The sequence below is a fragment of the Blastococcus sp. MG754426 genome (genome assembly GCF_021699055.1).
Taxonomy (GTDB): domain Bacteria; phylum Actinomycetota; class Actinomycetes; order Mycobacteriales; family Geodermatophilaceae; genus Blastococcus.
Window position 1 is genome coordinate 17,940 of the sequence record NZ_SSXC01000034.1, and the last position, 21,845, is coordinate 39,784.

20 protein-coding genes, 1 other RNA gene and 1 riboswitch are annotated in these 21,845 nt (G+C 74.9%); of the genes, 6 read left to right on the forward strand and 15 right to left on the reverse strand.

Annotated elements, in window-relative coordinates; translation table 11 throughout:
* Nucleotides 1-59: 59 nt before the first annotated feature.
* The 3 genes from E9549_RS12745 to E9549_RS12755 are packed head-to-tail and all read right to left on the reverse strand — an operon-like array spanning nucleotide 60 to nucleotide 3,177.
* Nucleotides 60-959: an enoyl-CoA hydratase-related protein gene (locus E9549_RS12745; protein ID WP_236826914.1), complete on the reverse strand. Its 900-nt coding sequence runs from the start codon at nucleotides 957-959 to the stop codon at nucleotides 60-62.
* Nucleotides 956-1,954, reverse strand: coding sequence for an acyl-CoA dehydrogenase family protein (locus E9549_RS12750; RefSeq protein WP_236826915.1), 999 nt, complete (start codon nucleotides 1,952-1,954; stop codon nucleotides 956-958). Before E9549_RS12750 ends, E9549_RS12745 begins: the two co-directional genes overlap by 4 nt.
* The gene (locus tag E9549_RS12755) at nucleotides 1,951-3,177 is read right to left on the reverse strand and encodes an acyl-CoA dehydrogenase family protein (RefSeq protein WP_236826916.1); all 1,227 of its coding nucleotides are present in this window, start codon (nucleotides 3,175-3,177) and stop codon (nucleotides 1,951-1,953) included. Before E9549_RS12755 ends, E9549_RS12750 begins: the two co-directional genes overlap by 4 nt.
* A gap of 103 nt (nucleotides 3,178-3,280) precedes the next feature.
* On the opposite strand from E9549_RS12755, the gene E9549_RS12760 reads away from it, so the two are divergent.
* Together E9549_RS12760 and E9549_RS12765 are read left to right on the forward strand one after the other, a co-directional pair.
* The gene (locus E9549_RS12760; protein ID WP_236826917.1) at nucleotides 3,281-3,934 is read left to right on the forward strand and encodes a TetR/AcrR family transcriptional regulator; all 654 of its coding nucleotides are present in this window, start codon (nucleotides 3,281-3,283) and stop codon (nucleotides 3,932-3,934) included.
* A 64-nt stretch (nucleotides 3,935-3,998) separates the two neighbouring features.
* Nucleotides 3,999-5,573 carry a long-chain-fatty-acid--CoA ligase gene (locus E9549_RS12765; RefSeq protein WP_236826918.1) on the forward strand — a complete coding sequence of 525 codons (1,575 nt, stop codon included), beginning with the start codon at nucleotides 3,999-4,001 and terminating at the stop codon, nucleotides 5,571-5,573.
* Between the two features lie 98 nt (nucleotides 5,574-5,671).
* On the opposite strand, the gene E9549_RS12770 is transcribed toward E9549_RS12765, so the two are convergent.
* Complete coding sequence (locus tag E9549_RS12770) at nucleotides 5,672-6,820, reverse strand: glycerophosphodiester phosphodiesterase (RefSeq protein ID WP_236826919.1); 1,149 nt, start codon at nucleotides 6,818-6,820, stop codon at nucleotides 5,672-5,674.
* Nucleotides 6,821-6,953: 133 nt separating this feature from the next.
* Nucleotides 6,954-7,805, reverse strand: coding sequence for a patatin-like phospholipase family protein (locus E9549_RS12775; protein ID WP_236826920.1), 852 nt, complete (start codon nucleotides 7,803-7,805; stop codon nucleotides 6,954-6,956).
* Between the two features lie 82 nt (nucleotides 7,806-7,887).
* On the opposite strand from E9549_RS12775, the gene E9549_RS12780 reads away from it, so the two are divergent.
* Nucleotides 7,888-9,630, forward strand: a complete 1,743-nt coding sequence (locus E9549_RS12780) for a class I adenylate-forming enzyme family protein (protein ID WP_236826921.1) — start codon at nucleotides 7,888-7,890, stop codon at nucleotides 9,628-9,630.
* Between the two features lie 74 nt (nucleotides 9,631-9,704).
* Nucleotides 9,705-10,763, forward strand: coding sequence for a TrkA family potassium uptake protein (locus E9549_RS12785; RefSeq protein WP_236826922.1), 1,059 nt, complete (start codon nucleotides 9,705-9,707; stop codon nucleotides 10,761-10,763).
* Nucleotides 10,764-10,929: 166 nt separating this feature from the next.
* On the opposite strand, the gene E9549_RS24180 is transcribed toward E9549_RS12785, so the two are convergent.
* The 9 genes from E9549_RS24180 to ssrA all read right to left on the reverse strand — a co-directional run bounded on the left by E9549_RS24180 (nucleotide 10,930) and on the right by ssrA (nucleotide 18,754).
* Nucleotides 10,930-12,444: an adenylate/guanylate cyclase domain-containing protein gene (locus E9549_RS24180; RefSeq protein WP_236826923.1), complete on the reverse strand. Its 1,515-nt coding sequence runs from the start codon at nucleotides 12,442-12,444 to the stop codon at nucleotides 10,930-10,932.
* A gap of 68 nt (nucleotides 12,445-12,512) precedes the next feature.
* Entirely contained in the window at nucleotides 12,513-13,742 is a 1,230-nt protein-coding gene (locus tag E9549_RS12795) for an MFS transporter (RefSeq protein WP_236826924.1), read from the reverse strand.
* 13 nt (nucleotides 13,743-13,755) lie between these two features.
* A complete protein-coding gene (locus E9549_RS12800) occupies nucleotides 13,756-14,352 on the reverse strand; it encodes a TetR/AcrR family transcriptional regulator (protein WP_236826925.1) in 597 nt (198 codons plus the stop codon).
* Nucleotides 14,353-14,439: 87 nt separating this feature from the next.
* Nucleotides 14,440-15,255, reverse strand: coding sequence for a MetQ/NlpA family ABC transporter substrate-binding protein (locus E9549_RS12805; RefSeq protein ID WP_236826926.1), 816 nt, complete (start codon nucleotides 15,253-15,255; stop codon nucleotides 14,440-14,442).
* 62 nt (nucleotides 15,256-15,317) lie between these two features.
* Nucleotides 15,318-15,977 (reverse strand): methionine ABC transporter permease, encoded by a 660-nt coding sequence (locus E9549_RS12810; RefSeq protein WP_236826927.1) that lies wholly within the window; start codon nucleotides 15,975-15,977, stop codon nucleotides 15,318-15,320.
* Entirely contained in the window at nucleotides 15,974-16,990 is a 1,017-nt protein-coding gene (locus E9549_RS12815; protein ID WP_236826928.1) for a methionine ABC transporter ATP-binding protein, read from the reverse strand. Before E9549_RS12815 ends, E9549_RS12810 begins: the two co-directional genes overlap by 4 nt.
* Nucleotides 16,991-17,128: 138 nt before the next feature.
* Complete coding sequence (locus E9549_RS24470; RefSeq protein WP_374201424.1) at nucleotides 17,129-17,203, reverse strand: putative leader peptide; 75 nt, start codon at nucleotides 17,201-17,203, stop codon at nucleotides 17,129-17,131.
* 6 nt (nucleotides 17,204-17,209) lie between these two features.
* Nucleotides 17,210-17,304: riboswitch (SAM riboswitch) on the reverse strand.
* 11 nt (nucleotides 17,305-17,315) lie between these two features.
* Nucleotides 17,316-18,242: a hypothetical protein gene (locus E9549_RS12820; RefSeq protein WP_236826929.1), complete on the reverse strand. Its 927-nt coding sequence runs from the start codon at nucleotides 18,240-18,242 to the stop codon at nucleotides 17,316-17,318.
* A gap of 137 nt (nucleotides 18,243-18,379) precedes the next feature.
* Nucleotides 18,380-18,754: a transfer-messenger RNA gene (ssrA, locus tag E9549_RS12825) on the reverse strand.
* 94 nt (nucleotides 18,755-18,848) lie between these two features.
* Between ssrA and E9549_RS12830 the strand changes: the two genes are divergently transcribed.
* Complete coding sequence (locus E9549_RS12830; RefSeq protein WP_236826930.1) at nucleotides 18,849-19,586, forward strand: hypothetical protein; 738 nt, start codon at nucleotides 18,849-18,851, stop codon at nucleotides 19,584-19,586.
* A 3-nt stretch (nucleotides 19,587-19,589) separates the two neighbouring features.
* The gene (locus E9549_RS12835) at nucleotides 19,590-20,489 is read left to right on the forward strand and encodes an aminotransferase class IV (RefSeq protein ID WP_236826931.1); all 900 of its coding nucleotides are present in this window, start codon (nucleotides 19,590-19,592) and stop codon (nucleotides 20,487-20,489) included.
* Nucleotides 20,490-20,604: 115 nt separating this feature from the next.
* Here the strand turns inward: E9549_RS12835 and E9549_RS12840 are convergent, their stop codons facing one another.
* On the reverse strand, nucleotides 20,605-21,756 hold the full coding sequence (locus E9549_RS12840; RefSeq protein ID WP_236826932.1) for a magnesium and cobalt transport protein CorA: 1,152 nt from the start codon (nucleotides 21,754-21,756) through the stop codon (nucleotides 20,605-20,607).
* Between the last annotated feature and the right edge of the window lie 89 nt (nucleotides 21,757-21,845).

The window sequence follows — 21,845 nt, forward strand, 5'->3', positions numbered from 1 at the left end:
CCCCGGCCCCGGCCGACAACCACTCTCCGCGCGCGGGCCGCCGCGACCGGGGACGGGGGTCAGCCGGGGCGGACGTCGTCCGGGGGCAGCGGCCAGCGCGGGACCCCGGCGACCTCCCCCTCCGGCAGCCGCGCCGGGAAGCGCGGTGGCCGCTTCTCGAGGAAGGCGGCCACCCCCTCGGCCGGGTCGGGCCCGTCCCCCAGCTCGACCAGCGCCCGGGACTCCGCACGGTGCGCGTCCCACGGCGAGGTCGCACCCAGCATCGACCACAGCAGCTGCCGGGCGGCACCGACGGCGACCGCGCTGGTGTTGTCGGCGATCTCCCGGGCCAGCGCGTAGGCCGTCGGCAGCAGCTCGTCGTCGGGCACCACGCGGGAGACCAGCCGGCCGCGCAGCGCCTCGGCGGCGTCGAAGACCCGGCCGGTGGCCACCCACTCCATGGCCTGGCTGATGCCGACCACCCGCGGCAGGAACCACGAGGACGCCGCCTCCGGCACGATCCCGACCCGGCCGAACACGTACCCGAACCGGGCCGACTTCCCGGCGATCCGGACGTCCATCGGCAGGATCATCGTGGCGCCGATGCCCACGGCGGCGCCGTTGACCGCGGCGATCACCGGCTTGCGCAGCGCGGCGAACGGCAGCGAGGCCACTCCCCCGGCGTCCCGCGGGAAGCCGCCGATCTCCTCGCTCAGCGGGCCGGGCGGGCGCACCCGGGTGCGCCGGTCGCCGAAGGTGTCGGGCCCGCCGGCGAGGTCGGCGCCGGCGCAGAACGCCCGGCCGGCCCCGGTCACGACCACGACCCGGACGTCGTCGTCGGCGTCGGCGGCCGCGGCCACGCGGGTGAGCTCGTCGGCCATCGTCAGGGTGAACGCGTTGAGCCGGTCGGGCCGGTGCAGCGTGACGGTCGCGATGCCGTCGGCCACCTCGTACCGCAGCTCGGTCAGCTCGCCGGTCACCGCCCGGCGCCCAGGGCCCCGGTGACGGCCAGCCGCGCGACGGCGTCGAGGTGCTCGGCCTCGTCGCCGAGCAGCAGCCGGTCGACCTTGGCCCGCCGCCAGTACGGGTGCGCGTCGTGCTCCCAGGTGAAGCCGATGCCGCCGTGCACCTGGATGAGGGTGCTCGCCGCCCGCTCGAAGGTCGCCGCCGCGCACGCCTTGGCCGCCGACGCCGCCAGCGGCAGCTCGGCCGGGTTGCTGTCGGCCGCCCACGCCGCCCACCAGACCAGCGAGCGCAGCTGCTCCACGCCGACCCACGCGTCGACCAGCATGTGCTTGATCGCCTGGTAGGAGCCGATGCGGCGGCCGAAGGCCTCCCGCTCCTGCGCGTAGGCCACGCCCAGCTGCACGCACCGCTCGGCGCCGCCCAGGTCCTCCGCGGCCATGACGACCGCGCCCGCCTGCCGGGCCCGGGTCCACAGCTCGCCGGCGCCGGCGGCCAGCACCCGGCGGGAGGTCAGCCGCACCGACGCCAGCCCGCGGGTGGCGTCCATCGGCCGGCCGGGCACGACCTCGCCCTCGCCGACGACCAGGTCCCCGCCGTCCAGGCCCAGGAAGAGGGTCGCGTCGGCGGCGTCCACCGAGGGGGCGGAGGCGTCGACGGCGCCGTCGAGCACGGCGAACGCCGTCGACCCGTCGGCCAGCTGCGCGGCCAGGTCGGGGACGTCGGCGAGCAGGACGGCGGCTCGCGCGGCGGTCACCAGCGAGGGCGCCGCCAGCACCGCGCCGCCCTGCTCGGCGACGACGGCGAGGTCCAGCAGCGGGCGGCCCGAGCCACCGGCGGACTCGGGCACCGTGATGCCCAGGAAGCCGATGTCGGCCAGCGCCTTGCGGCCGGGCTCGAGCCGGCCGCCCTCCAGCCCCGCGCGCGCCGCGGCCGGCGAGGCGTTGCCGCGGTAGAAGTCGCGGGCGCCGTCGGCGATGTCGCGCTGGTCGGCGTCGAGGTCGAAGTTCATCGCGTCCCTCCCGAGAAAGGAGCGGTCTTGTCGTTGCGCGGCTCCGGCGGCAGGCCCAGCACCCGCTCGCCGAGGATGTTGCGGAGCACCTGGTCGGTGCCGCCGGCGATGCTGATGCCCGGGAGCCACGACTGGGTGCGCTGCCAGCGGTCGTCGCCGTCGGCCGTCGCGGCGTAGACGGCGTCGTCGCCGAGCAGCCGCACCCCGGCGTCGGCCATGAGCAGGCCGGCCTCGGTGCCGGCGAGCTTTCCGGCGCTGGCCTCCGGCCCGGGGATGCCGCCCTGGCTGAGCACGGTCAGCCGCCGGTAGCCGGTGTATCGGGCGGCGAGCGCGGCGACCACCGCCCGGCCGACCGCCTGGCGGGCCAGCACCTGCCGCTCGGGTGCCAGCCGCGGCAGCCGCTCGCGCGCGTGCTCGGCGAACTCCTCGACCGGGGCCCCGATGGCACCGCCGGCCCCGCCGATGGCCACCCGCTCGTTCATGAGCGTGGTCAGCGCGACCCGCCAGCCCTCACCGGGCTCGCCCAGCCGCTCCTCGTCGGGGATGCGGACGTCGTCGAAGAACACCTCGTTGAAGTCGGCCTGCCCGCCCATCTGCCGCAGCGGCCGCACGGTCACGCCGGGGGCGTGCATGTCGACGACGAACATGGTCAGCCCGGCGTGCTTGGGCTTCCCCGGGTCGGTGCGGGTGAGCAGGATGCCGTGGTCGGAGACGTGCGCCAGCGTCGTCCACACCTTCTGCCCGTTGACCACCCAGTCGTCGCCGTCGCGGACGGCGGTGGTGCGCAGCGCGGCGAGGTCCGAGCCGGAGGCGGGCTCGCTGAACAGCTGGCACCAGACGTCGTCGGCGCGCAGCAGGCGGGCGAGATAGCGGTCGCGCTGGGCCTGGCTGCCGTGGGTGATGACGGTGGGCCCGCACATGCCGATGCCGATGTGGTTGATCAGCGCCGGCACCCGGGCGCGGGCGAGCTCCTGCCCGACGATCGCCTGCTGCACCAGCGTGCCGCCCTGCCCGCCGTACTCGCGGGGCCAGGTGACGCCGACCAGGCCCGCCTCGGCGAGCACCCGCTGGGTGCGGCGCATCTCGGCCTCGTGCGTGCGCGCGTCGACGCCCTCCTGGCCCGGTGCGAGGTGCAGCAGCTCGCCGGCGTGCTCCTCGAGCAGCGCGCGGACCCGCGCCCGGTAGGCCGCCTCGTCGGGGCTGTCGTCGAAGTCCACGGGCACGCCTCTCGTCGGTGGGCGGGGGTCGGCCGCAGCGTGACAGGCGTCACCCGGAACGGTCAACGGTGACTGTTCGCGACCGCCGGCTCGGCCTACTGTTCCGCGGATGAGCGCCGAGCCCGTCGCCGACGGCGCCGCTCCCGGGCCCCGCTCGCGGTCGGAGCGGACCGCGGACAGCCGCCTGCTGATCCTCGACGCGGCCGTCGCCTGCCTGGTCGAGGAGGGGTTCGCCGGCGCGTCCACGCTCGCCGTCCAGGCCCGGGCCGGGGTCTCCCGCGGCCGGCTGCTGCACCACTTCCCCTCCCGCGCGGAGCTGCTGGTGGCCGCCGCCGCGCACCTGTCCACGACCCAGCTGGACGAGGTGCGGCGCCGGGCCGCGGCGCTGATGCGGGACGAGCCCACCGGGCGCGAACGCGTCGAGCGGGCCGTCGACCTGATGTGGGCGACGTTCCACGAGCCCCCGTTCTGGGCGGCGATGGAGCTCTGGACGGCGGCCCGCACCGACCCCGAGCTGCGGGCGGCGCTGCGCGGCGAGGAGCGCCGGCTGCGGGCGGCGATCGCGGCGGTGGCCGACGGCATCTGGGGCCCGGAGATCGCCGGCGCCCCCACCTACGCCGACCTCTGCGAGCTGCTGTTCACCAGCATGCGCGGCGTCGCGCTGGTCTACGCGTTCGAGGACCGGCCGGCCGCCACCGACCCGCACCTGGCGCTCTGGAAGCGGCTCGCCGCCCGGCTGCTCGACCTCGACGCCCACGGTTGACCCGCCCTCCCCGGAACGCCAGCATGACGCAGGTCACCGCCGTGCCGAGCGTCGAGGAGCCCCCGTGAGCGTCCCGGTCCCCCAGCTCATGGGCCGCGGCATGACGATGAGCGACCAGCTCGCCCGGCACGCCCGCACGAGCCCGGACGTGCCCGCGCTCCGGTTCCAGGGCGCCGGCCGCAGCTACCGCGAGCTCGACGAGCGGGTCACCCGCCTGGCGAGGGCCTTCCGGCAGCGCGGCGTCGCACCCGGCGACCGGATCGCCGTCCTCGCCCTGAACGGCATGGAGACGTGGGAGGCCTACCTCGCCGGCGTCCGGCTGGGCGCGGTCGTCGTCCCGGTCAACTTCCGCCTGGTCGCCGACGAGGTCGCCTACGTCCTCAGCGACTCCGGCGCGGTGGCGCTCGTCGTGGACGCCGCCCTGGCCGGGGTCGGCGCCGCGGCCGCGGAGCAGGCGCCGTCGGTCCGGACGACGCTGGTGATCGGCCCGGAGTACGAGGAGGCGCTGGCGGCGGAGGGGACCGCGCCGCTCGACGTCGTCGTCGACGAGGACGAGGCGGCCTTCATCATGTACACCTCCGGCACGACCGGCCGGCCCAAGGGCGCGGTGCTGACCCACCGGAACCTGCTGATGCACGTCTTCAGCCAGCTGGTGACGCTGGGCGTCGACCTCGCGACCGAGCGGGTCGCCGCACCCGGCGCCCCGATGTTCCACATCGCCGGCCTGGCCGGCGGGCTGCCACCGCTGCTCGTCGGTGGCACCAACGTGATCACGCCGTCCGGCGGGTTCGACCCGGTGGCCCTGCTGGACCTGGTCGAGCGGGAGCGCATCAACAGCCTGTTCCTCGTACCGGCGATGTGGGCCGCGGTGGTCGCCGTGCCCGGCATCGCCGACCGCGACCTCTCGTGCCTGACCCGCATCTCGTGGGGCGCGGCACCGGCGTCGACGACCCTGCTGCGCACGCTCATCGACACGTTCCCGCAGGCGGAGGTCATGACGGCGTTCGGCCAGACCGAGTGCAGCCCGGTCACCTGCCTCCTGCGGGGGGAGGACTCGGTCCGGAAGATCGGCTCCGTCGGCACCCCGATGCTCAACGTCGAGGTGCGGGTCGTCGACGACGCGATGGCGGACGTCCCGCAGGGCGAGGTGGGCGAGATCGTCTACCGCAGCCCGATGGTGATGAAGGAGTACTGGGGCAAGCCGGAGGCGACCGCCGAGGCGTTCGCCGGTGGCTGGTTTCACTCCGGTGACCTGGTGCGCCAGGACGAGGACGGCTACTTCTACGTCGTCGACCGCAAGAAGGACATGATCATCTCCGGCGGGGAGAACATCTACTGCGCCGAGGTGGAGAACGTGCTCGCCGCCCACCCGAAGGTCCTCGAGGTCGCCCTGATCGGCGTGCCCGACGCCCGCTACGGCGAGGCGCCGCTGGCCGTCGTCGCCCCGCGCGACGCGGCCGACCCGCCGACGGCGGAGGAGCTGGCCGCGTTCTGCCGGGAGCGGCTGGCCCGCTACAAGAACCCGCGGGAGTACTCGGTGGTCGGGGCGCTCCCCCGCAACCCCAGCGGCAAGGTGCTCAAGACCGCGCTGCGGCAGGAGCACTCGGCCGGCTCGCTGGTCGCCGACCCCGTCGTCTGAGAAAGGACCACCCTGCCCCCCGCGCCTCGCAGGCTCGGCGCGGGCCCCTGCAGGGTGGCCGTTCGAGTACGTCACGACCCCCTGCAGAGGCCGACCGGTCAGGGGGCGGCGTCGAACAGGTCGCGGGAGACGACGCCGGTGTCGGGGTTGTCGGTGAACATGCCGTCGATGCCGGCCTCCCAGAAGGCGAGGTGCTCCTCGATCGCCCGGCCGTAGTCGTCGGCCGCGGCGCTCTCCCGCAGCGCCGGCGGCAGGAACACGTTCTCGTTGCGGAAGGTGTACGGGTGCACGAGCAGCCCGGCGCGGTGGGCGTCGTCGACCAGCGTGGTCGGGGTGCCCAGCGTGCCGTCGGCGTCGCGCGGGATGACCTGGTTCTTCTCCGGGCCCACGCCCTCGGCGTACTCCGCGACCTCCTGCAGGCCCTCGGCGGTGGTGAGGTCGGCGTAGGTGCGCGGGTCACCGGCGGCGGTGAAGTCGTAGGGCTGCCCCGAGCCCGACAGCAGCTGCACCAGCGGCACGCGCACCCCCTTCTCCTCGAGCTCCCGCAGGTTCGCCGTCTCGAAGGACTGGATGAACACCGGCGAGGTGTGCTTGTGCACCCGCGCCTCCTGCAGGTCGGCCATCAGCGGCTCCTCGAGGGAGAGGCCGATGCCGTCGAAGTAGGTGGGGTGCTTGGTCTCGACGTAGACGCCGATCTCGCGGCGGAGCTCCTGGGAGAGGCGGGCCCGCAGCTCGAGCACCTCGTCGAGGGTCGGCACCTGGTAGAGGCCGTCGTAGAGGGTGTTCTCCTCGCGGACCTCGGGCAACCGCTCGACCGCCCGGAGGGTGCGCAGCTCGGCGAGGGTGAAGTCCTCGGTGAACCAGCCGGTGAACGGCGTGCCGTCGATGACCTTGGTCGTGCGGCGGTCGGCGAACTCCGGCCGGCTCGCGACGTCGGTGGTCCCGGAGATCTCGTTCTCGTGCCGGGCGACGAGCACGCCGTCCGCGGTGCTCACGACGTCGGGCTCGATGTAGTCGGCCCCCATCCGCGCGGCGAGCTCGTAGGAGGCGAGGGTGTGCTCCGGGCGATGGCCGGAGGCCCCCCGGTGACCCACGACGAGCAGGTCGCCGGCGAGCGCCGCGCCGGGCTCGGGAGCCGGGGGCCGCGGGGCGGCGGTGGCGGTGCTGCCCGCCGGGACGGCGAAGGACAGGGGGACGGCGACCGCGACGGCGGCGACCGTGGCACGCAGGCGGCGTGCTCGGGACATCGGGACTCCCGCGGGCTCGGACGGCGACCCTCGCCGGCGGCTCCGCGGCCTGATCCCAGCGAGGCCAGGTGCCCGCGCCGCGTCGCCCGGCACAACTCCCGGTGACGACCTGGTGGCGCACCCGTGCCCCCGCTCAGCCCGCCCAGGCCTCCCTGACGCGCGCCACCACCGAGGCCGCCTGGGCGCGCCCGGCCCGCGCCGCGGGCGCCCGGGCGGCGGGGTCGAGCACGTTGCGGCCGATCGCGGCGCGGGCCGCCTCGTCGGGGGCGACGACGGCCACGCGCGACACCATGCCGGTGACCTGGGCGTCGACGCTGGCCAGCGGCCCGACCCCGCGCGGGATGGGCGCCAGCACGACCAGCCGGTCGTACCCCTGGGCGAGGTCGGCGTTGGCGGCGGAGCGCATGCCGCCGTCGACGTATCGGCGGCCGTCGATGGTGACCGGCGGGTAGACGCCGGGGACCGCGCAGCTGGCGGCGACCGCGTGCACCATCGGGACGCCGGAGTCCCGGCCGAAGGTGCGGAACTCACCCGTGGCGGCGTCCACCGCGGTGACGAGGAACTCCCGCTCCGGCCACTCGCGGGACACCAGCCGCGAGCCGATCACCTCGAGCCGCTCCTGCTCGCTCGGCGTCAGCCCGGCCTGCTCGGCGGCGACCGCGAGGGTGCCGATCCGCCGGCGGAACTCCACGTCGCGGCCGCGGCTGGCCACCATCGCCCAGCCGTACCGGATGAGGTTCCCGCGGGTCATCCGCGCGACCCGCTCCTGCGTCGGGGGCTCGAGTTGACGGGCGTACATCTCCTCGAGCGGGGCGCCGCTGGTGAGCTGCGCACCGACGACCGAGCCGGCCGAGGTGCCGACGACCAGACCCGCCCCGGTGAGGTCCACCCCGGCCTCGGCCAGGCCGGCGAGCACCCCGATCTCCCACGCGATGCCCGTGATCCCCCCGCCGCCGAGCACGAGGGCGGTCCGCTGGTCGCTCATGCGCCACATCCTCACAGAACCCTCGACACAGCCTGTGAGCTGGGCCACCCTGTGGCTCAGGTCACCCGACGAGAGGAAACGAATGACCACCGTGCAGTCCGCCCCGGCACCCACCACGGCCAGCTGGCCGCCCGGGTTGCCCCGGTCCCTGGACTACCCGAGCGTGCCGGTGGGGTCCATCCTCCGGGCCGCCGTGCGCCGGTGGGGCGACCGGACGGCGTTCGTCGACCACGACGTGCCGCTCACCTTCACCGAGCTGGGCGCCCGGGCGCACGCGGTGGCCGGCTGGCTGGCCGACCACGGCGTCGGTCGGGGCGACGTCGTCGCCGTCCACATCCCGAACTGCCGGCAGTACCCGCCGCTGTACTACGGGATCCTGCTGGCCGGCGCCACCTTCTCCCCCACCAACCCGCTGCTGCCGGCCGCCGACCTCGCCGCCCAGCTGAACGACGCCGGCGCCAAGGTGCTGATCACCTGGGACCAGGTGCTGCCCTTCGTCCGGGGCGCGATCGCGCAGACCCGGGTCGAGACGGTGGTCGTCACCGGGGAGGCGCACACCCTCGACTTCGCCGCCCGCCTCGACGGCCTGGAGCCCACCGACGTCGACGTCGCCGACCTGCTGGCCGGCGAGCCGACCGACCGGCACCTCGACGCCGGCCTCGACGTCGCCACCGACCTCGCGCACCTGGCCTACACCGGGGGCACCACCGGCGTCAGCAAGGGCGTGGAGCTGCCGCACCGCCAGGTCGTGACCAACGTCCTGCAGTCCGGCTGCTGGACCGCCGGCGCGCTCCCCGCCCTCGACGAGGAGGGGGACGTGACGCTGCAGCAGGTGCTCGGCCCCGACGAGTGCCCGACCCGGCTGGGCGAGGCCCGGATCATCAACCTGACGCCGTGGTTCCACGCGATGGGGGCCATCGGCTACCTCAACGGCATGGTCATGGGCGGCACGATGACCGTCATCCACATGCGGTTCGACCCGGTCAAGTACGTCGAGGACATGGTCCGGTACGAGGTGACCTCGATCGGCGGCGCGCCCCCGGTCTTCGTGGCGCTGCTGCAGGTCCCCGGGTTCGCCGAGGCCGACCTGTCGCACGTCCGCGGCATCAGCAGCGGCGCGGCTCCGCTCCCGGTCTCGCTGATCCAGAAGATGCAGGCGCTCATGCCGAACGCCACGATCGGCGAGGGCTACGGGCTGACCGAGGTGACCATGATGGCCACCGGCAACCCCACCTTCCGCTCGGGCACCCGCAAGCCGGGCACCGTGGGCGTGCCGATCTTCGACACCGAGGTCACCATCCGCCCGCTCGGCGGCGGCGACCCCCTGCCGGCCGGTGAGCGGGGCGAGGTCTGCATCCGCGGCCCCCAGGTGATGCGCGGCTACGCGCACCGCCCCGAGGCCACCGCCGAGTCGATCGACGCCGACGGCTGGTTCCACTCCGGCGACGTCGGCATCCTCGACGAGGACGGCTACCTCTCGATCGTCGACCGCACCAAGGACATGCTGCTCTACAAGGGCTACAACGTGTTCCCGCGGGAGCTCGAGGAGATCCTGTTCGGCGTCCCGGGCGTCGCCGGGGCGGCGGTCGTCGGCCGGCCCGACGAGGAGGCCGGCGAACTGCCGGTGGCCTACGTGGTGCGCAAGGACGACGCGGACGGCGCCGCGCTGACCGCCGAGTCGGTCATGGCCGCCGTCAACGGCAAGGTGACCCCGTACAAGCGGCTGCGGGACGTGAGGTTCATCGACGCGATCCCGGTCTCGGCGGCCGGCAAGGTGCTCAAGCGGGAGCTCGCCGCCCGCGAGCGCGAGGCCGTCGGCGGCTGACGGGTGGGCGCCGCCGCACCCCGAACGGGTGCGGCGGCGCGCATCCGTGCTCGCCGCTCACTATCGTCCGCGGCGTGGAGGAGCAACGGAACGGGCTGGAGACCGAGCACACCGGCGTGCGCATCGCCCACGTCGAGCAGTCCCCGGTCCGCCAGGTGTGGCGCCGCGTCGTCATCGCGGCCATCGTCCTCTTCATCGTGATCCTGATCGTCTACCTGGACCGCGACGGCTACGAGGACAGCAAGGGCGGCCCGATCTCGATCCTCGACGCCGCCTACTACGCGACGGTCAGCCTCTCCACCACCGGCTACGGCGACATCACGCCGGTGACCCCCGGAGCCCGCCTGACCAACGTCCTGCTGATCACGCCGCTGCGGATCATGTTCCTGATCGTCCTCATCGGAACGACCCTCGAGGCGCTGACCGCGCGCTCGCGCGAGGAGTTCCGCATCCACCGCTGGAGGTCCCGCGTGCGCCAGCACGTCATCGTGTGCGGCTACGGCACCAAGGGCCGCAGCGCCATCCGCTCCCTGCAGGCGAGCGGCACCCCGCTGGAGAAGATCGTCGTCGTCGACCCCGAGCCCCGGGCCATCGACGAGGCCAACGCCATGGGGCTGACCGGCATCGTCGGCGACGCCGGGCGCACCGAGGTGCTGCGCCGGGCCGCCGTCGAGCGGGCCCGGTCGGTCATCGTGGCGGCCAACCGGGACGACGCCTCGGTGCTGATCACCCTCACCGTGCGCCAGCTCAACCCGAGCGTCCCGATCACCACCAGCGTCCGCGAGGAGGAGAACGCCAACCTCCTGCGGCAGTCCGGCGCGGACACCGTCATCACCACCTCGGCGACCTCCGGCCGGCTGCTGGGCCTCTCCACCGACAGCCCGCGCGTGGTCGCCGTCGTCGAGGACCTCGTCACCGGTGGCCAGGGCCTGGACCTGCACCAGCGGACGGCGACCGCCGACGAGGTGGGGCTGAGCCCGCGCCAGCTGCGCGACATCGTGCTGTCGGTGACCCGCGGCGGGCGCACGCTGCGCTTCGACGACCCGCTGATCGGCACCCTGCAGCCCGAGGACGTCCTCGTCGTCGTGAAGGCGCACGAACCCGGGAAGGGCATGCAGCTCCCCACGCAGTGACACGTGTCGACCCTCCGGGTCGACGACCGCGGCCAGGTGCCGTCCCCTGCTGCGCTGAGCCCTGCCCGTCCTTCCTCTGGGGAGCCTCCAGCCCCCCGTCGTCAGGACCCGCTGCGCGGAACCCAGGCCGTGCCTCGGGGACCCTCCGGGCCCCGCTCGCCACGACCTATGGGACGCGCACCCAGGTGGTCGTGGGCTCGTCGCGGCCGCGGAGCTCCACCTCGCGGTCCCGGGTCCAGTGCCGCCGCTCGTCGTCCGCCGCGGCCAGCACCGTCGGCTCGCTGGCGACGGCGCGGCCCGGGTGCTCCTTGGCCAGGTCGGTGAGCCGCGCGGCCTCGTTCACCGGGTCGCCGATCACCGTGTACTCCAGCCGGCTCGCCGCGCCCACCTGGCCGGCCCACACCCGGCCGCACGCGACGCCCACCCCGACGTCGACCTCACCGGCGGCGGCGACGGCGTCGCAGATGCGCCGGGCCGCCCGCAGCGCGGCACCCGCCGGGTCCGGGTGGTCGGCCGGCGCGCCGAAGACGCACAGCGCGGCGTCGCCCTCGAACTTGTTCACCAGGCCGCCCTCGTCCTCGATGGCGTCGACGACGACCTCGAAGAAGCGGTTGAGCAGGCCGACCATCTCCTCCGGTCCGGTGCGCCGCACCAGTGCGGTCGAGCCGGCGACGTCCACGAACAGCGCCGCGACGGCGCGCTCCTCCCCCGCCAGGGAGACGCCGGTCGCCAGCGCCCGCTGGGCCACCGTCGTCCCGACGTGCCGGCCGAACAGGTCGCGCAGCCGCTCCCGCTCGGCCAGGCCGGCGGCCATGGAGTTGACGCCCTCCTGCAGCAGGCCGATCTCGCCCGCGTCGTCCACCACGACGTCGACGTCGTAGTCGCCGGCGCCGACCTGCTGCACGGCGCGGCGCAGGTCGCGCAGCGGCTGGCCCACGGCGCGGGCGGTGAGCACGGTGGCCAGCGCGCCGACCAGCAGCGCGACCACCACGAGGAAGACGACGGCGGTGCGCCCGGGCCCCTCGGGGTTGCTCGGGTCGAGGTAGAGCAGGACGACGCCGACCATCGGCACCCCGCTGGTCAGCCCCCAGGTGAGCAGCAGGCGGATGCGCACCCCCAGGGTGAGCACCCCCGCGGGCGGGTGCGCGGCCAGGGCGCGGGCGGTGACGGCGCGGGCTGCCCGGGCCACCAGCAGGTAGGTGACGCCGGCGGTGACCACCCCGCCCAGCACCACGGCGACGCCGATGCGGGCGCCGACCCGGGCGTCGGGGAAGGCGGCCGCCGCGACGACGCCCACCAGCACCGCGCCGAGCAGCCAGACGACGGCCGCGACGAGGGCGGTGTCCAGCGGCAGCCGCAGCGCCTGACGGGCCTCCGCCACCGTGGGCGCGCGGCCGGCCGTCAGCCAGCGGTTGGTGGCCCGTTGCCGCCCCAGCCCGGCGAGCACGGCCAGCGGCAGGGCGACCGCGAGGTAGCCCGCGGCCGCCCACAGCACCTCGGCGCGGCCCACGCTCCCCCGGTCGCCGTCCACGCCGAGCAGCAGCAGCGCCACGGTGCCGACGCCGACCAGGTTGGCCGCGATGACCAGGCCCACGATCACCGGGACGGCCAGCCGGCCGCTGGGCGCCCACTCGGCCATGCCGGTCAGCCGGCGGCGCACGTCGTCGCCCGCGGTGGTCACGTGCGGCTCAACGAGCGCGGCCGGCGGACGGCACGGCCGGGCACCCGATCGGGGTCACGCGACCATGATCACCGAGCGGCGCCGCCGCCGTCCGGCCCGTCACCCGCCGGGGTGGCAGCGCGGCCCGGCAGCGCGCGCCCGAGCACGAGCGCGCCGACGCCGGCCACCACCACCCCGAGCAGCGCCACCCGCAGGCCGGCGGCGTCGGCCACCACCCCGATCAGCGGCGGGGAGACCAGGAAGCCGATCCGCAGCAGCCAGTTGATCACCATCAGGCCCTGGCCGTGCGGCAGGCCGGGGAGCTCGTCTGCGGCGTGGTAGACGGCCGGGATGAGGGTGGCGACGCCGAGGCCGGCCAGCGCGAACCCGACCAGGGTGCTGGGCACCGAGGGCCAGGCGAGCGCCACGCCGAGACCCACCGCGGCGAGCGCACCCCCGGCCCGCGCGACCCGGCGCTCCCCGAACCGGTCGACCACGCGGTCACCGGTCAGCCGGCCGACCGTCATCGCAGCCGAGAGGGCGACGAAGCCCAGCCCCGCGACGGCCGCGCCGGCCGCGAGCTCGGTGCGCAGGTAGAGCGCGCTCCACGAGGCGCCGACGTCCTCGATCAGCGCACCGCAGCCGGCCAGCAGGCCGAGCACCGCCAGGGCGGGGAGCGCAGCCCGCCGGCGCGGCCGTTCCCGCGGCACCGCCTCGGCCACCGGCTCCGGCTCGTCCGAACCGGGGAACACGCCGCGGGAGACGACGAGGGCGGCCGCCCCGAAGACCACCGCCGAGACGCCGAGGTGCACCGGCAACGGGATGCCCAGCCCCGCCGCGGCTGAGCCGAGCAGCCCGCCGGTGACCGCGCCGATGCTCCACACGCCGTGCAGCGAGTTGATGATCGAGCGGCCGTAGAGCCGCTGCACACGCAGTCCGTGCGCGTTCTGGGCGACGTCGATGACGGCGTCGAGGGCGCCGACCACGAGGAACGCGGCGGCCAGGGCGGCCCAGTTGGGCGCCACCGACACCGTCCACACGACCGCACCGAGCAGCGCCAGGCCGTAGGTGGCGACCCGGCCGGAGCCGAACCGGCGGTTGAGCGCGGCCGACGACAGCCCGGCGAGCAGGGCGCCCAACGGCACGGCGGCCAGGGCGGCGCCCAGCGCGGTGCTGCTCAGCTCCAGCTCCGCCTTGACCGCGGGCAAGCGGGGTACCAGCCCGGCGTAGAAGACGGCGTTGAGGAAGAAGCAGGCGGCGACGGCGCGGCGGGCGCGGCGCAGGCGCGGGGGCTCGACGGCGGCGGGAGCGGTGGACACGGGGCAGCCCTCCTCAGCCGGCGAACCGGAGCAGCGCGGCACGGATCTGCGCGGCGTCCATCGGGTCGGTGGACAGCGCGCTGTGCAGGACCAGCCCCTCGACCAGGGCGTCGACCTCCCGGGCGGTGACCGGGTCCAGGTGGCGCTCCAGGCTGCGGCGGCTCCGTGACATCCAGTCCTGGGTGACCGCGCGCAGCTCGGCGTCGCGGGCCGCGGCGACGTAGAGCTCGACGGCGAGCACGAGGTCCCGCTGCGAGCCCAGCAGGTCGCCGGTGAGGTGCTCGACCAGCGCCTCCAGCGCCGCGGTGCGGTCGGGGGCGGCGGCCATGCGCGCGTCGAAGCGCGCGGCGACGTCGTCGACGTGCCGGGTGAAGGCGGCGGCGAGCAGCTCGGCGAGCGAGCCGAAGTGGTAGGTCAGCGACCCCAGCGGGACGTCGGCGGCGCGGGCGATCGCCCGGTGCGTGGCCGCCGCGACCCCGCGCGCGGCGATGACGTCGAGGGTGGTGTCGACCAGCCGGTCGCGCCGTCCGGGGTCGTGCCGGCGCGGACGGCGGACCGGCGCTGGGTCGGCGCCCACCGGGCCGGCTCGTCCAGCCGGCGGAGAGCTCATAGGAACGAGCGTACACATGCGAGCGGGGTGGCGTACGGGGCGGGGCGTCCGTGCGGGCGCCCCGCCCCGGTGGTCACGATGCGCCGGTCAGAACGCGGCGAGGACGGCGCCCTCGTAGTTCTGCTCGATGAACTGGCGCACCTCGTCGGAGTGCAGCAGCTCCTCCAGCTCCTGGATGCGCTCGTCGCCCTCGTCGCCGGTGCGCACCACCAGGAGGTTGGCGTTGGGGTTGCCCTCGCCCTCCTCCAGGGCCAGCGCGTCCTCGGCGGGGACGAGGTCGGCCTCGATGGCGTAGTTGCCGTTGATGACCGCGATGTCCACGTCGGCCAGCGAGCGGGGCACCTGCGCGGCCTCGACCTCGGAGATCTCGAGGTTCCTCGGGTTGCCCTCGATGTCCAGCGAGGTCGGCGCGGCGTCGCCGGTGTCGGCCAGGGTGATCAGGCCGTTGGCCTCGAGCAGCCGCAGCGCCCGCGCGGCGTTGGTCGGGTCGTTCGGGATCGCCACCGTCGCGCCGTCGGGCAGCTCGGCGAGGTCGGTCAGCGTGTTCGAGTAGATGCCGAGCGGCTCGATGTGCACCGGGTCGAGCGCCGCGAAGTCGTAGCCGGCGCTGGCCTCCTGCTCCTCCAGGTACGGGATCGTCTGGAAGTAGTTGGCGTCCAGGGAGCCGTCGTCGAGGGCGACGTTGGGCTGCACGTAGTCGGTGAACTCGACGATCTCCAGGTCCAGGCCGGCGTCCTCGGCGAGGTTCTCGTCGATGTAGCGCAGGATCTCCGCGTGCGGGACCGGGGACGCGCCGACCCGCAGCGGCTCGTCGGCCGCCGACAGCTCGGCCTCGCCGCCGCAGGCGGCGAGCAGGGCCGTCATCGCCGAAGCGGCCAGGACGGTGGTGAAGCGGGTGCGCATGGTGGTGGTTCTCCTCGGGTGGTGCGGTGGGACGGCGGCCGGGCGGCCGCCGGAGAGGTCGGTCAGGCGTGCGCGAGCGAGCGCGCCCAGCGGTCGCCGGCCCACTGGAGGGCCTGGACGATGACCAGCAGGAGGACGACGGTCGCCAGGGTGATGTCGGTGCGGAACTGCTGGTAGCCGAAGCGGATGGCGAAGTCGCCGAGCCCGCCGCCGCCGACCGCACCGGCCATGGCCGAGTAGCTGATCAGCGCGACGACGGTGACCGTGACCCCGGCGACCAGCGAGGGCCGGGCCTCGGGCAGCAGCACGGTGCGCACGACGTCGCGCCGGCGGGCGCCCATGGACAGCGCCGCCTCCACCTTGCCGGCGGCGACCTCGCGCAGGCTGGTCTCGACCAGCCGGGCGAGGAACGGGACGGCGCCGATGGTCAGCGGCACGATCGCCGCGGTGGAGCCGATCGTCGTCCCGACGATGCCGCGGGTGACGGGGGCGACGAGGACCAGCAGGATGATGAACGGCAGTGCCCGGCCGAGGTTGACGACCAGGCCCAGCGCGCGGTTGAGCAGCGGCCGAGGGGCCAGCCCGCCGGGGGCGGTGACCGTGAGCAGCACGCCCAGCGGGACGCCGAGCAGCACGGTGACCAGCGCCGCGACGCCCACCATGTACAGCGTCTCCCAGGTGGCGTCCAGCAGCTGCGGCCAGATGCGGTTCCAGTCGCTCACCGGGCCACCTCCGCCGTCGCGGCCACGCGCTCGACCAGGACGCCGCCGGTCCGCAGCCGGTGCACGGCGTCGTCCAGCCCCGCTCCTCCGCCGGTCACCCGCAGGAGCAGCCGGCCGTAGCGGCCACCGGCCACCGTCTCCACCGACCCGCCGGCGATCTCGACGGCCAGGCCGAGCTCCCCGATCAGGGTCTGCAGGACGCGGGTCTCCGGCGTGCGGTCGGTGACGGTCACCCGCAGCAGGGCGCCGTCGTGCCCGGCCCCGGCGTCCGCGACCGGCGCCGGGAGCAGCGCCTCGCCCAGCGGCGAGCCCGGCCGGGTCAGCACGTCGGCCAGCCGGCCGCCGTCGACGACCCGCCCGCGGTCCAGCAGGACGGCGCTGTCGCACACGGCCTTGACCACGGACATCTCGTGGGTGATCAGCAGGACGGTCAGCCCCAGCTCGTCCCGCACCCGGCGCAGCAGCTCCAGGACCCCGGTGGTGCTGGCCTGGTCGAGCGCGGAGGTGGCCTCGTCGCAGAGCAGCACGTCCGGGCGGGCGGCGAGCGCGCGGGCGATGGCCACCCGCTGCTGCTGCCCGCCGGAGAGCTGCGCGGGGCGGGCGTCCGCGCGGTCGGCGAGGCCCACGAGGTCCAGCAGCTCCCCCGCCCGCCGCCGGCGCTCGGCCCGGCCGACGCCGGCGAGCTCGAGCGGGTGCTCCACGTTCCCCGCAGCGGTGCGCGAGTCGAGCAGCTCGAAGTGCTGGAAGACCATGCCGATGGACCGCCGCGCCTGCCGGACCCGCTCGTCGGGGAGCTCGGTGAGCACCTGCCCGTCGACGGTCACCGAGCCTGAGGTGGGCCGCTCCAGCAGGTTGACCAGGCGCACCAGCGTGCTCTTGCCCGAGCCGCTGGGGCCCACGACGCCGGCGAACTCGCCCCGGTCGACGGACAGGCTGACGCCGTCGACGGCGACGACCTCGCCGGCCCGCCCGCGGGCGGGGAAGACCTTGCGGACGTCCTTCAGTTCGATCACGGGATGGGGTCTCCGGGGGTTGAGCAGGCACGGGCGGGCGACGACGCCGGCGAGGGCGTGGTGGACCGCGGTGCGCCGGGCGGTGGGGGCGGCAGGCCCGCCGCTACGAGGGCGGGCGTCGCCGGGAGGCGGGAGGCCTCAGCGGCACAGGGCTGTGCCGGTGCGGCACAGGTCGACGTGCCGGCGGGCCCACGAGAGCAGCTCGTACCGCATGGTGTTCCTCCATCGGTCCTGGCAGTAGCACCCGCGCCCGCCGATGCGGGGGGTTGCTGCGACGTCGACGAGCCAGGTCTCTCAGCCGCTCCGGATGGTTGCGGCAGCGAGTCTACGGACCGGATCCGGGCGTTTCCCCTCCACGACCTGCGACGTCACTCACAGCGACGTCCGGGGCCGGCCCCGGCAGGCTCGTGGGGACCGCGCGGAGCAGTCGGGCCAGCAGCCAGCCACCGACTGCACCGAGGACGGCGAAGCCGGAGATCGGGCCGACGACCTGGGCGGGCGTGAAGGAGATCCCGGCGGCGACCTGCAGCGCGGTGGCCAGGGAGATCGACGGCAGCAGCAGCACGATGGTCACGAGCAGCGGTGCCGCCAGCAGGTAGCCGAACGACTCGCGGCGGCGCACCAGCAGCCCGGCCAGCGCAGCCGCCGGGGTGATGACGGCCAGGTCGAGGGAGTACGTGACCGTCGTGGTGTAGACGTCGAGCAGGTCGGGCGCGGTCCCCTGCAGCAGCGCGGTCACGAGAGGCTGCAACCAGACCACGGCCGTCACCGCCGCCGAGGCCAGCAGGAACCAGGACAGGGAGCGGTGCGGGAGGTCGGGGTCCGCGGCAGCGGCGGCCAGGGCGGCCCGGCTGGTCTCGCTGAGCGCCGCGACGAACCCGAACAGCGAGCCCGAGAGCAGCGTCACGTAGGCCAGGTAGAGCGGGTTGTAGGCCACACCCAGGGCGTAGTTGGCGTAGACGTACAGCAGGTAGCCCAGCGAGCCGGCGAGCAGCAGCGTCCCGCGCGGGGATGCCTTGCGGTGCTCCAGCCAGGCCCGGACCACGAGCGGGATGCCGAACGCCAGGAGGACGGCGTCGACGGCGGTGTTGTTCGTGGCGGTGAAGACCGTGTCGTAGCGGTACAGCCCGGATCCGGCCAGCCGGGCGGACTGCCCGCGCGGGGTGACCACCGTGACCGGGTCGGCCGACGGGCGCCACAGCAGCCCGACCGCCGCCGCTGCAGCACCGACCGCCGCCACCAGACCGGGCAACCTGCGCAAGGCTCGTCCCACAGCGCCGTGCTTACCCGTCCGGCCCCCGGCTAGCCACCGGTCCGGCGCCGGAACGACGAACGCCCGGCCCCACGAGGCGTGGGGCCGGGCGTCCGGGATGTCGTACGACATCGCAGGGGTGGAGGTGGCGGGAATCGAACCCGCGTCCTTCGACGCATGACCAGGGCTTCTCCGAGCGCAGTCCGCTACTGCCTCTGCTCGACCCCATCGATCTCACGGACGAGTCGATGTGACGGGCCCAGTCGCTGTGAGATGTCCCGTGAACGCCCGCGACCGGCGTTCACGGTGAGTCATCTAGCTGATGCCAGGATCCGGGCCGATGACGAACCCGGGCTGACAGAGTCGCCTCGCTACTTAGGCAGCGAGGGCGAACTCGCGCTGACTGGAGTCGGCGCTTGTGTTGTTTCCAACGCGTGGTTAACGAGCTCATCGTTGGCTTCCTCGGCTCGCTTCCCCTGGACACCCGACCGAAGTCGAGACCAATCACCCCCTGTGTAGTTGTGCGATCAGGGTAACGGCCCCGTCCAGCCCGTTGTTCCCGGGCGTTCGGCTGCCCGCCGGCCGGCGGTCAGGCAGGATGCCCGCATGACGGGGACCGGCCGGGCGACGACGCCGGTGCGGATCGCGATGTGGTCCGGTCCGCGCACGCTGTCGACGGCGACGATGCGCGCCTGGGAGAACCGCCCCGACACGGTCGTCGTCGACGAGCCGCTCTACGGCTACTACCTGGCCGCGACCGGGCTCGATCACCCCGGCCGCGACGAGGTGGTCGCCAGCCAGCCCACCGACTGGCGCGCCGTCGTCCGCACCCTCACCGAGGGCGAGCTGCCCGGCGGCGCCACCATCTCCTACCAGAAGCACATGACCCACCACGTGCTGCCGGAGGTCGACCTCGACGCCTTCACCGGCCTGCGGCACGCGTTCCTGATCCGCGACCCGCGCCGGCTGCTCGCCTCCTACGCCCGCGTGCGCGAGCACCCGACCCTGGCCGACCTCGGCCTGGTCCAGCAGGTCGCGCTGCACCGCCGCTTCGGCGGACCGGTCGTGGACTCCGACGACCTGCTGCGCGACCCGCGCGGCGTGCTCACCGCCCTGTGCGCGGCGCTGGAGGTGCCCTTCGACGAGCGGATGCTGTCGTGGCCGCCCGGTCGCCGGGAGTCCGACGGGGTGTGGGCACCGCACTGGTACGCGAGCGTGGAGGCCTCCACCGGCTTCGGCCCGTACCGCGAGACGCCGGTGGAGCTGCCCGGCTCGCTGGCCGGGCTCGCCGCCGAGTGCCTCCCCCACTACGACGACCTGGCCGCCGGCCGGCTGAGGAGCTGACCCGTGCTGCAGCAGTTCGACGAGCGCAACCGCGACCTGGTGGTCAACGTGGGCGGCCGGCTGGCCCACCGCGACGAGGCCGGGGTGAGCCCGTTCGACTCCGTCGTGCAGGGCGGGGACGCGGTCTGGGAGGGGCTGCGGCTCTACCGCGGCCGGATCTTCGCCCTCGAGGAACACCTGGCCCGGCTGCGGCGCTCCGCGCAGGCGCTCGCGTTCACGGAGATCCCCGACGATGCGGCGATCGTCGAGCAGATCCGCCGCACGCTGGCCGCCAACGGCATGACCGACGGCGTGCACATCCGGCTCACCCTGACCCGCGGCGTGAAGGTGACCAGCGGCATGGACCCCCGGCTGAACCGGAGCGGCCCGACCCTGATCGTGCTGGCCGAGCACAAGCCGCCCGTCTACGACACCGGCGGCATCACGCTGATCACCTCCAGCGTGCGCCGCCCCACCCCCGACGTGCTCGACCCGAAGATCCACCACAACAACCTGCTCACCTCGATCCTCGCCAAGATCGAGGCGAACGTGGCCGGTGCCGACGACGCCCTGATGCTCGACGCCCGCGGCTTCGTCGCCGAGACGAACGCGACCCACGTCTTCTTCGCGGCCGACGGCGTCCTCCGCACACCGACGACCGGCGCCTGCCCCGAGGGCATCACCCGGGCCACCGTGCTGGACCTCGCCGCCGCGGCCGGCGTGACCACCGAGGTCGGCGACTTCTCGACGACCCAGCTGTACGCGTCCGACGAGGTGTTCGTGACCGGCACGATGGGCGAGCTGACGCCGGTCCTCGCCGTCGACGGGCGGCGCATCGGCACCGGCGACCCCGGCCCGCTGACCCGGCAGCTGTCCGCCGCCTACGGGGAGCTGACGGCGTCGTCGGGCACCCCCGTCGTCTGAGCACCGGGATCCGTCCCGCGGGGGTCAGGAGGGGGTGCCGGAGCTCTGCCGTCCCGGACCCCCGCGGCCGGCCGCCACCCGCCCGCGCCGGGGGTGGGCGGGAGGCCCGTCCTCCTCAGATCCAGTCGCGGCGCTTGAACACCAGGTAGAGCGTCAGGCTGACGCCGATCATGAGCAGCAGCGCGAACGGGTACCCCCACACCTCGTCGAGTTCGGGCATGTGGTCGAAGTTCATGCCGTAGACGCCGCCGACGAGGCTCGGCGCGAACAGGATGGCGGCCCAGGCGGAGATCTTCTTGACCTCCTCGCCCTGCGCGATCGAGGTCTCGGTCAGCTCGCGGATCTCCTCGTTCTGCCGCTGCGCCACCAGGGTCGCGTTGACCGTCAGGATGTCGCGCAGCTGCAGCCGGAAGCCCTCCACCCGCTCGTTGACCTGGATGACGTGGTCGGCGACGTCGCGCAGGTAGCCGCGGAGCTCCTCGTCGACGCCGTACTTGTCGAACCCGGCGGTGAGCGCGGCGATGATGCCGGTGAGCGGCTGGGCGGCCCGCTGGAACTCCAGCACCTCCTGCGAGAGCTCGTAGATGCGCCGGGAGACGCCCGGGTCGCCGCCGAACACCTGCGTCTCGATCTCGTCGATGTCGTTGGCCAGCCCATCGACCACCGGCCGGTACCCGTCGACGACGGCGTCCAGCGTCGCGTAGAGCACCGCCTCGCTCCCGCGGGAGAGCAGTTCCGGGTCGCTCTCCAGCCGCCGCCGCACCCGGGACAGGTCGGGCGACTCGCTGTGCCGCACGGTGATCGCGAAGTCCGGCCCGAGGAACAGGTGCAGCTCGCCGAATTCGACCTCCTCCGCCGCGTCGAGGTACCGCGCGGCCTTGAGGACGACGAACAGGGTGCCGCCGTAGCGCTCGAACTTCGGCCGCTGGTGGGCCTTGATCGCGTCCTCGACCGCGAGCTCCGGCAGGTCGAACAGCTCCGCGAGCGCCCCCAGCTCCTTCGGCCCCGGGCGGTACAGCCCCAGCCAGGCCAGCCGCCCCTCCCCGTGGAGGAGCTCCTCGCGGCTCTCGGCCGGCGAATCCGGCGTCGCCACGCGGCGGCCCTCGGAGTAGACGGCGTTGTCCACGATCCGCGACCGCGCAGCCGCGCCGTCGATCGCAGCGGCGGCAGCCGTGGCGCCGTTCGGCGCCGGCGCGGGGGCCGGCCGCGGCGGGCGGCGACCCAGCGTGGTCAGGGCGGTCAGCGGCGCGAGGCGGCGCTCGGTCATGACGGGCTCCCGGGGCGGGGGGACGGCGGTGGGCACCGGAGCGGCCCTCCTCGCCCCCGCGCCACCCCGGCCCGGGAGCCCGTCATGAC

Excerpts from the sequence above, each read along its gene's own strand:
- E9549_RS12750 (WP_236826915.1), bottom strand. The coding sequence starts at position 1,954 with ATGAACTTCGACCTCGACGCCGACCAGCGCGACATCGCCGACGGCGCC.
- E9549_RS12760 (WP_236826917.1), top strand. The coding sequence starts at position 3,281 with ATGAGCGCCGAGCCCGTCGCCGACGGCGCCGCTCCCGGGCCCCGCTCG.
- E9549_RS12770 (WP_236826919.1), bottom strand. The coding sequence starts at position 6,820 with ATGTCCCGAGCACGCCGCCTGCGTGCCACGGTCGCCGCCGTCGCGGTC.
- E9549_RS12775 (WP_236826920.1), bottom strand. The coding sequence starts at position 7,805 with ATGAGCGACCAGCGGACCGCCCTCGTGCTCGGCGGCGGGGGGATCACG.
- E9549_RS12780 (WP_236826921.1), top strand. The coding sequence starts at position 7,888 with ATGACCACCGTGCAGTCCGCCCCGGCACCCACCACGGCCAGCTGGCCG.
- E9549_RS12800 (WP_236826925.1), bottom strand. The coding sequence starts at position 14,352 with ATGAGCTCTCCGCCGGCTGGACGAGCCGGCCCGGTGGGCGCCGACCCA.
- E9549_RS12805 (WP_236826926.1), bottom strand. The coding sequence starts at position 15,255 with ATGCGCACCCGCTTCACCACCGTCCTGGCCGCTTCGGCGATGACGGCC.
- E9549_RS12830 (WP_236826930.1), top strand. The coding sequence starts at position 18,849 with ATGACGGGGACCGGCCGGGCGACGACGCCGGTGCGGATCGCGATGTGG.
- E9549_RS12840 (WP_236826932.1), bottom strand. The coding sequence starts at position 21,756 with ATGACCGAGCGCCGCCTCGCGCCGCTGACCGCCCTGACCACGCTGGGT.